9 protein-coding genes are annotated in these 7,853 nt (G+C 71.9%); 8 read left to right on the top strand and 1 reads right to left on the bottom strand.

Features of this window, described 5'->3' with window-relative positions:
* The 5 genes from SACAZDRAFT_RS04255 to SACAZDRAFT_RS04235 all read left to right on the top strand — a co-directional run.
* Nucleotides 1-626, top strand: a 626-nt coding sequence (locus SACAZDRAFT_RS04255) for an NlpC/P60 family protein (protein ID WP_005439022.1), incomplete at its 5' end; no start/stop codon positions are given.
* Nucleotides 626-1,204 carry a molybdenum cofactor guanylyltransferase gene (gene mobA / locus SACAZDRAFT_RS04250; RefSeq protein ID WP_005439020.1) on the top strand — a complete coding sequence of 193 codons (579 nt, stop codon included), beginning with the start codon at nucleotides 626-628 and terminating at the stop codon, nucleotides 1,202-1,204. The genes SACAZDRAFT_RS04255 and mobA, both read left to right, overlap by 1 nt.
* Before the next feature lie 126 nt (nucleotides 1,205-1,330).
* Nucleotides 1,331-2,368 carry an AAA family ATPase gene (locus tag SACAZDRAFT_RS04245; protein WP_005439018.1) on the top strand — a complete coding sequence of 346 codons (1,038 nt, stop codon included), beginning with the start codon at nucleotides 1,331-1,333 and terminating at the stop codon, nucleotides 2,366-2,368.
* Nucleotides 2,369-2,377: 9 nt separating this feature from the next.
* On the top strand, nucleotides 2,378-3,328 hold the full coding sequence (locus SACAZDRAFT_RS04240) for a DUF58 domain-containing protein (protein ID WP_005439015.1): 951 nt from the start codon (nucleotides 2,378-2,380) through the stop codon (nucleotides 3,326-3,328).
* Nucleotides 3,325-4,305, top strand: a complete 981-nt coding sequence (locus tag SACAZDRAFT_RS04235; protein WP_005439013.1) for a VWA domain-containing protein — start codon at nucleotides 3,325-3,327, stop codon at nucleotides 4,303-4,305. Before SACAZDRAFT_RS04240 ends, SACAZDRAFT_RS04235 begins: the two co-directional genes overlap by 4 nt.
* Before the next feature lie 39 nt (nucleotides 4,306-4,344).
* On the opposite strand, the gene SACAZDRAFT_RS04230 is transcribed toward SACAZDRAFT_RS04235, so the two are convergent.
* The gene (locus SACAZDRAFT_RS04230) at nucleotides 4,345-4,821 is read right to left on the bottom strand and encodes a tRNA (cytidine(34)-2'-O)-methyltransferase (protein WP_005439012.1); all 477 of its coding nucleotides are present in this window, start codon (nucleotides 4,819-4,821) and stop codon (nucleotides 4,345-4,347) included.
* 139 nt (nucleotides 4,822-4,960) lie between these two features.
* Here SACAZDRAFT_RS04230 and SACAZDRAFT_RS04225 point away from each other — a divergent pair, with 139 nt between their 5' ends.
* The 3 genes from SACAZDRAFT_RS04225 to SACAZDRAFT_RS04215 all read left to right on the top strand — a co-directional run bounded on the left by SACAZDRAFT_RS04225 (nucleotide 4,961) and on the right by SACAZDRAFT_RS04215 (nucleotide 7,722).
* Complete coding sequence (locus tag SACAZDRAFT_RS04225) at nucleotides 4,961-5,665, top strand: beta-ketoacyl-ACP reductase (protein ID WP_005439011.1); 705 nt, start codon at nucleotides 4,961-4,963, stop codon at nucleotides 5,663-5,665.
* Nucleotides 5,666-5,733: 68 nt separating this feature from the next.
* A complete protein-coding gene (fabI, locus tag SACAZDRAFT_RS04220; protein WP_005439010.1) occupies nucleotides 5,734-6,501 on the top strand; it encodes an enoyl-ACP reductase FabI in 768 nt (255 codons plus the stop codon).
* A 162-nt stretch (nucleotides 6,502-6,663) separates the two neighbouring features.
* Complete coding sequence (locus SACAZDRAFT_RS04215; RefSeq protein WP_005439009.1) at nucleotides 6,664-7,722, top strand: ferrochelatase; 1,059 nt, start codon at nucleotides 6,664-6,666, stop codon at nucleotides 7,720-7,722.
* Nucleotides 7,723-7,853: the final 131 nt, after the last annotated feature.

Genomic DNA, 7,853 nt, shown 5'->3' with positions numbered 1-7,853 from the left:
AGGAGGAGCGGCTCGCGTCGGTCGAGGAGGACAAGCGCCGCGTCGAAACCCGGCTCGCCCACGCGCGGGAGGTCGCGGGCGGTCTGCACGCGCAGCGCGACCGGTACGAGGAGTGGCGCGACCGGCAGAAGCAGGCACAGGCGCAGGCGCCCGCCGCGAGTGCCCCGTCCGGCGCCTCGTCCTCGGCCGCGGGATCCGGCGCTGCCGGGGCCACGGTGGAGACCGTGGTGTCGCGCGCGCTGTCGCAGGTCGGCGTGCCCTACGCCTGGGGTGGCGGCAATGCCGACGGACCGACCTTCGGCATCCGCGACGGGGGCATCGCCGACAGCCACGGCGACTACCGCAAGATCGGCTTCGACTGCTCCGGTCTGATGATCTACGCCTTCGCTCCGGTCACCGCGCTGCCGCACTACAGCGGCTATCAGTACCACGCGGGACGGAAGGTCCCGGTCTCGCAGATGCGGCGCGGCGACATGCTCTTCTGGGGCCCCGACCACATCCACCACGTCGCGCTGTACCTGGGCGACGGGCAGATGGTCGAGGCGCCCTACTCGGGCGGGTACGTCCGCGTCACGCCGGTACGCTACGACGGTCTGATGCCGTACGTCACCCGACTGGTGGAGTAGTGACCGACCCTCGAAGCCCGCGTCCGCGACTGGCCGGTGTCGTGCTCGCGGGCGGTGCGGCCCGCCGGATGGGCGGAGTGGACAAGGCGATGCTGCGGGTCGGTGGTGTGCCGCTGCTGAGCCGGGCGATCACCGCACTCGGGGACGCCGACCCGGTGGTGGTCGTCGGCCCCCGGCGGGAGGGCTTTTCCGGCGTGTGCTGGACGCGCGAGGAACCGGCGGGGTCCGGGCCCGTCGCCGCGCTGGCCGCCGCGCTCGCCCTCCTCGACGAGCACGTCGACACCGTCGCGGTGCTCGCCGCCGACCTCGCGGGAGTCACACCGCACACGATCACCCGGCTGCGCAGCGCCCTGGACTCGCCGACGGGGCGGGCCGACGGCGCCCTCCTCGTCGACGGCGACGGGCACCGGCAGTGGCTCGTCGGCGTGTGGCGCAGGCGGGCGCTCGACACGGCCGTGCCCGCCGATCCCCGCGACGCGTCGTTGCGTGGCACCCTGGGTAAGTCGTCCATTGTGGAGGTCCCGGCGCTGGAGGGTGAGGCCCACGACGTGGACAGCCCGGACGACCTACGCCCCTGACCGAGCTTCACAGCCGTCACACCGGTGGCGGTGTTTGCTGAGCGGGACACGGTCGTGATCAGCCGCACTCCGCCAACCGGTACGGTCACGGGGCACGCACCACAGGTCGCCAGCGAGGAGGTAGGTGTGACCGAGCCCGGCACCCCGGCGCGGGACGCGCAACTGCTGGAGCGCACCGTGTTCGAGGTCAAGCGCGTGATCGTCGGGCAGGACCGGCTCGTCGAGCGCATGTTGGTGGGTCTGCTGGCCAAGGGGCACCTGTTGCTGGAGGGCGTGCCCGGCGTCGCGAAGACGCTCGCGGTCGAGACGTTCGCCCGGGTGGTGGGCGGGTCCTTCTCGCGGGTGCAGTTCACTCCGGACCTCGTCCCCGCCGACATCCTGGGCACTCGCATCTACCGGCAGTCGAGCGAGAAGTTCGACGTCGAACTCGGTCCGGTCGTCGCCAACTTCGTCCTCGCCGACGAGATCAACCGGGCTCCCGCGAAGGTGCAGTCGGCGATGCTGGAGGTCATGGCCGAGCGGCACGTGTCGATCGGCGGCGAGACGTTCCCCATGCCGCACCCGTTCCTCGTCCTCGCGACACAGAACCCGATCGAGAACGAGGGCGTCTACCCGCTCCCCGAGGCGCAGCGCGACCGCTTCCTGTTCAAGATCCTCGTCGAGTACCCGACGGCGGAGGAGGAGCGCGAGATCGTCTACCGGATGGGCGTGACGCCGCCGGAACCCCAGCAGGTGCTGAGCCCCGACGAGCTCGTGCGGCTGCAGGACGTCGCCGCGCAGGTCTTCGTGCACCACGCGCTGGTGGACTACGTCGTACGCCTCGTGCTCGCGACGCGGCAGCCCGCCGAACACGGCCTCACGGACGTCGCGGGCTGGGTCTCGTACGGCGCCTCCCCGCGCGCGAGCCTGGGCATCATCTCGGGTGCGCGGGCGCTGGCGCTGGTGCGCGGCCGGGACTACGTGCTGCCGCAGGACGTGGTGGACATCGTGCCCGACGTGCTCCGGCACCGGCTCGTGCTCTCCTACGACGCGCTCGCCGACGGCGTGCCGTTGGACCACATCGTCAACCGGGTGCTCCAGGCTGTCCCGCTGCCGCAGGTGTCGGCTCGCCCGCAGGCTCCGGGCGCCGGGCCCGCCGTCCCGGCAGGTGTGCCCGGCAGGTAGCGGGCGACCATGACACAGCGACACGACGCCAGGGGAGACCGGCCCGAGTGGGCGCCGCCGATCCTGCGCGGTGACCGGCTGGAAGCGGGGCTGCGCACGCTCGAACTCGACGTGCGGCGCCGGCTCGACGGGCTGCTGCAGGGCAACCACCTGGGGCTCGTGCCCGGCCCGGGTTCCGAGCCGGGGGAGGCGCGCCCGTACCAGCCCGGCGACGACGTGCGGCGCATGGACTGGGCCGTCACCGCCCGCACCACCACACCCCACATCCGCGAGACGGTCGCCGACCGCGAGCTGGAGACGTGGGTGGTCGCCGATCTCTCGCCGAGCCTGGACTTCGGCACGGCCGTGTGCGAGAAGCGCGACCTCGTGGTGTGCGCGACGGCGGCGGTGGCCCACCTGACCGGCGGAGGGGGCAACCGGATCGGTGCGCTGCTGTCCAACGGCGGTGAGACGGTCCGCATCCCGCCCCGCGGAGGCCTCGGCCACGCCCGTGACCTCGTGCGGCGGGTCGCGACGCTGCCGCGCGCGGAGGAGGGGACCCGCGGTGATCTCGCCACGCTCGTCGACAAGCTGCGCAGGCCGCCGCGCCGTCGTGGGCTCGCGGTCGTCGTCTCCGACTTCCTCGGACCGGTGACGTGGGAGCGGCCGCTGCGGGCCCTGTCGGCACGGCACGAGCTGCTCGCGGTCGAGGTGCTCGACCCGCGCGACGTCGACCTGCCCGAGGTCGGGTCGGTGGTCCTCGCCGATCCCGAGACGGGACGGCAGCGGGAGGTGCGGACGTCCGCCCTGCTGCGCAAGGAGTTCGCCGCGGCGGCCGAAGCCCATCGCGGTGAGGTCGCGCGCGCGATCCGCAAGGCGGGCGCGGGGCATCTGGTGCTGCGCACGGACTCGGACTGGATCGCCGACGTCGTGCGGTTCGTCGTGGGCCGCAAGCGCGGGTGGTCGGGGGCGGTGTCATGAGCTTGTCGGGATTCGCCGCACCGTGGTGGTTCCTGCTGGTCCTGGTGATCGCGGCGTTGGTCGCGGGCTACGTGCTTGCGTTGCGGTCACGTCGCAAGCGGACGATGCGCTTCACCAACCTGGAGCTGCTCGAACGGGTGGCGCCGAAGAGCCAGGGACGCGTCCGGCACGTGCCCGCCGCGCTGCTCGTGGTGTCGCTGCTGGTGCTCACCGTCGCGCTGGCCGGGCCCACCACCGAGGAGAAGGTTCCCCGCAACCGCGCCACCGTGATGCTGGTCGTCGACGTCTCCCTGTCGATGGAGGCCACCGACGTCCAACCGACCCGCCTGCGCGCGGCCCAGGACGCCGCGAGGTCGTTCGCGCAGGACCTCACGCCGGGCGTGAACCTCGGGCTCATCTCCTTCGCCGGGACGGCCACGGTTCTCGTGGCACCCACCACGGAACGCGACGGCGTCGTGCACGCGATCGAGAACCTCAAACTGGCGCAGTCCACGGCGACCGGTGAGGGCATCTTCGCCGCGATCCAGTCGATCGAGAGCTTCTCCGCCGTCGTGGGCGGGGCCGAGGGACCGCCGCCGGCCCACATCGTGCTGATGACCGACGGCAAGCAGACGGTGCCGCAGGACGAGTACGCGCCCCGGGGCGCGTTCACCGCCGCGGGCGTGGCGAAGCAGAAGAACATCCCCGTCACCACGATCTCGTTCGGCACGTCGTACGGCAGCGTGGACATCGAGGGCAAGCGGGTGCCGGTCGAGGTGGACGACACGTCGATGCGCGAGATCGCCCGGCTCTCCGGCGGCGACTTCTACAAGGCGGCCACGGCCGAGGAGCTCAAGAAGGTCTACGACGATCTCGGCGAGCAGATCGGGTACGAGACCAAGCAGGTCGACGCGAGCAGGCCGTGGGTGGCGTTGGGCACGATCGCGCTGCTCGCGGCGGCGGCGAGCTCGTTGGTGATCGGCCAGCGCCTGCCGTAGGCGGTCGTGGGGCGGTGTTTGCCGGGCCTTTTCCGCGGCTCAGGACGTGAGGAGCCCGGCCCCGCGGAAGTCGTGCTGCCGCCACGCCTCGTACACGGCGATCGAGGCGGTGTTGGTGAGGTTCAGCGACCGCGACGTCGGCAGCATCGGCAGCCGGACCTGGCCGGTGATCCGCGGATCGGCCAGCACCTCGTCCGGCAGCCCCACCGACTCGGGCCCGAACAGCAGCACGTCGCCCTCGGCGTACGCGACGTCGGTGTGCCTGCGCTGCGCACGCGTCGTGAACGCGTACACGTGCTCGGGCGCCAACGCCTCCCACGCCGCGGCGAGGTCGCGGTGGACCCGGACGGGAGCGAGGTCGTGGTAGTCGAGGCCGGCACGGCGGAGGTAGCGGTCCTCCAGCGAGAAGCCGAGCGGCTCGATCAGGTGCAGTTCACACCCGGTGTTGGCGGCCAGCCGGATCGCGTTGCCGGTGTTGCCTGGAATCTCGGGGTGGAAGAACACGATCCGGAACACGCCTTCGATTCTGCCGCGCCGCCGTCCGGACGTGGCGCGGGGGTACTCGGCGGTAGCGGTCCCTGCCGCAGCGGTATCCGGCCCAACGGATAACCTCGGCGCAGCATCGATGACGAACTTGGCGCACGAGGAGTTACACGTGGGACGGTCCGTTCTGGTCACGGGCGGCAATCGCGGTATCGGACTGGCGATCGCGCGGGAGCTCGCCGACGCAGGCCACCGGGTGGCGGTGACCCACCGCGGTTCGGGCGCCCCCGACGGGCTGTTCGGCGTGCAGGCCGACGTCACCGACACCGAGCAGATCGACACCGCGTTCAAGCAGGTCGAGGAGCACCAGGGGCCGGTCGAGGTGCTGGTGTCCAACGCCGGGATGAACGACGACACGCTGCTGATGCGCATGAGCGAGGAGCAGTTCACGCGCGTCATCGACGCCAACCTCACGGGCGCCTACCGCGTCGCGAAGCGGGCGTCGCGCGGGATGCTGCGGGCCAAGTTCGGCCGCTTCGTGTTCATCTCCTCGGTCATCGGCCTGAGCGGCGGTGCGGGGCAGGTCAACTACGCGGCCAGCAAGGCGGGTCTCGTGGGGCTCGCCCGCTCGCTGACGCGCGAACTCGGGTCCCGCAACATCACGGCCAACGTCGTGGCCCCGGGCTTCGTCGTCACCGACATGACCAACCAGCTCACCGACGAGCAGCGCGCCGCCGCGCTCGAGCAGATCCCGGCCCGGCGATACGGCGAGCCCGCGGAGATCGCGCACGCCGTGCGGTTCCTCGCCTCGGACGAGGCCGCTTACGTCAACGGTGCCGTCCTGCCCGTGGACGGCGGCCTCGGCATGGGGCACTGAGGTGTCCTGACCGGCCGTCGACCTCGCCGGCTCTCTCAACTCCCCGACCCCCGAACTGGAGGACTGCTGTGCCCAGACTGCTCGAAGGCAAGAGGTTGCTGATCACGGGAGTGATCACCGACGCGTCGATCGCGTTCCACGCCGCGAAGGTGGCTCAGGAACAGGGCGCGCAGGTGGTGCTCACCGGGTTCGGGCGGATGTCGCTGGTCGAGCGCATCGCCAAGCGCTTGCCCGAGCCCGCGCCCGTGCTGGAGCTCGACGTGCAGAACGCCGAGCACCTGGAGACGCTCGCCGACCGCGTGCGCGAGCACGTCGACGGCCTCGACGGAGTGCTGCACTCGATCGCCTACGCCCCGCCGACGTGCCTGGGCGCGCCGTTCATGGACGCCCCCGCCGAAGACGTGAGCACGGCGGTCGAGATTTCGGCGTACTCGTACAAGTCGCTCGCCGCCGCCGTGCTGCCGCTGCTCGGCCGCGGCTCGTCGATCGTCGGCATGGACTTCGACGCGCGGGTCGCGTGGCCCGCCTACAACTGGATGGGCGTGGCGAAGGCGGCCCTGGAATCGGTCAACCGCTACCTGGCTCGCGACCTCGGCCCGCAGGGCATCCGCGTGAACCTGGTCTCGGCGGGCCCGGTGAAGACCATGGCCGCCAAGTCCATCCCCGGCTTCACCGAGTTGGAGGACGGCTGGGACGGCCGCGCGCCGCTCGGGTGGGACACCACCGACCCGACGCCGGTGGCCAAGAGCATCTGCGCGCTGCTGTCGGACTGGCTGCCCGCCACCACGGGCTCGATGGTGATGGTCGACGGCGGGGTGCACGCCACCGGCCAGTGAGCCGTCGCCGAAGCATCGTGACGAGGGCGCTCACCGTTCGCAGTGGGCGCCCTTTCGCGTCCGTACCGTGGGACGCGCGTGGCGGGCACCGGGAGTGAGACGCGCGTCCCGACCGGTCGACCCCGCTCTGCGACCACTTCGGGACGGCGAGAGGATGAAGCCGTGAACTATGACGCGTTGCTGTGGCTGTCGTTCGGAGGGCCGGAGGGGCCGGACGACGTCATGCCGTTTCTGGAGAACGTGACCCGAGGGCGCGGCGTACCGCCGGAGCGGCTTGCCGAGGTCGCCGAGCACTACCACCACTTCGACGGGGTGTCCCCGATCAACCGGTTGAACCGCGAGGCCATCGCGGCGGTCGAACGCGAGCTCGCGGAGCAGGGCGTCGAGCTGCCCGTGTACTTCGGCAACCGCAACTGGCACCCGATGGTGGAGGACACCGTCAAGCGCATGGCCGCGGACGGCGTCAAGCGCGCCCTCGTGTTCGCCACCAGCGCCTACGGCGGCTACTCGGCGTGCCGCCAGTACGACGAGGACATTCTGCGGGCGCGGGCCGCGGTGGGGGAGAAGGCGCCGCAGCTGGTGAAGTTGCGCCAGTTCTTCGACCACCCCCTGTTCGTGGAGGCCAACGCCGACGCCGTGCGCGCCGCGTACGAGCAGGTCGGCGACCGCGACACGCGGCTGGTGTTCGTCGCCCACTCGGTGCCGACGGCGGCCGACGCCGCCTCGGGGCCTCCGGAGGAGGGCGGCCACCGCTACTCGCGCCAGGTCGCGGAGGCGTCGCGGCTCGTGGCCGAGCAGCTGGGCGTCGAGACCTACGACGTCGTGTGGCAGTCGCGTTCCGGTTCGCCGCACGTGCCGTGGTTGGAGCCGGACATCGTCGACCACATCGAGGCGCTGCACGGCGACGGCGTGCGCGCGGTGGTGTGCTGCCCGATCGGTTTCGTGTCCGACCACCTCGAAGTGATCTGGGACCTCGACAACGAGGCCGCGGAGAAGGCCGAGGAACTCGGCATGGGCTTCGCGCGGTCGGCCACGCCCAACTCCGACCCGAGGTTCGCGCAACTCGTCGTGGAGCTCGTGCGCGAGCAGACGGAGGGTGCCGCCGTGCGCAAGCTCTCCACGCTCACGACGGGTGGTGACACCGCCAACGGAGCGCCGTGTGCGACCCGCTGCTGCGAGCCGGCCCGGCGTCCGGCGACGGCCGGGGCTCAGAACGCCTGAGTGCGTAGCGAGGACCCGCGACGACACGCCTCGCGTGGCGCGTGGGTCCTCGCCGCGCGTTGGTGGGGCGTCAGGACTTCTCGGCGGCGGCGAGCAGCCGGGCCGCCTCGTTCACCGCGGCACAGCGGGCC

It is taken from the genome of Saccharomonospora azurea NA-128 (genome assembly GCF_000231055.2).
Lineage (GTDB): Bacteria > Actinomycetota > Actinomycetes > Mycobacteriales > Pseudonocardiaceae > Saccharomonospora > Saccharomonospora azurea.
This window is presented reverse-complemented; position numbering and strand designations above follow the sequence as displayed.

Coding starts and splice junctions, on each gene's coding strand:
- SACAZDRAFT_RS04240 (WP_005439015.1), top strand. CDS start 2,378: ATGACACAGCGACACGACGCCAGGGGAGACCGGCCCGAGTGGGCGCCG.
- SACAZDRAFT_RS04235 (WP_005439013.1), top strand. CDS start 3,325: ATGAGCTTGTCGGGATTCGCCGCACCGTGGTGGTTCCTGCTGGTCCTG.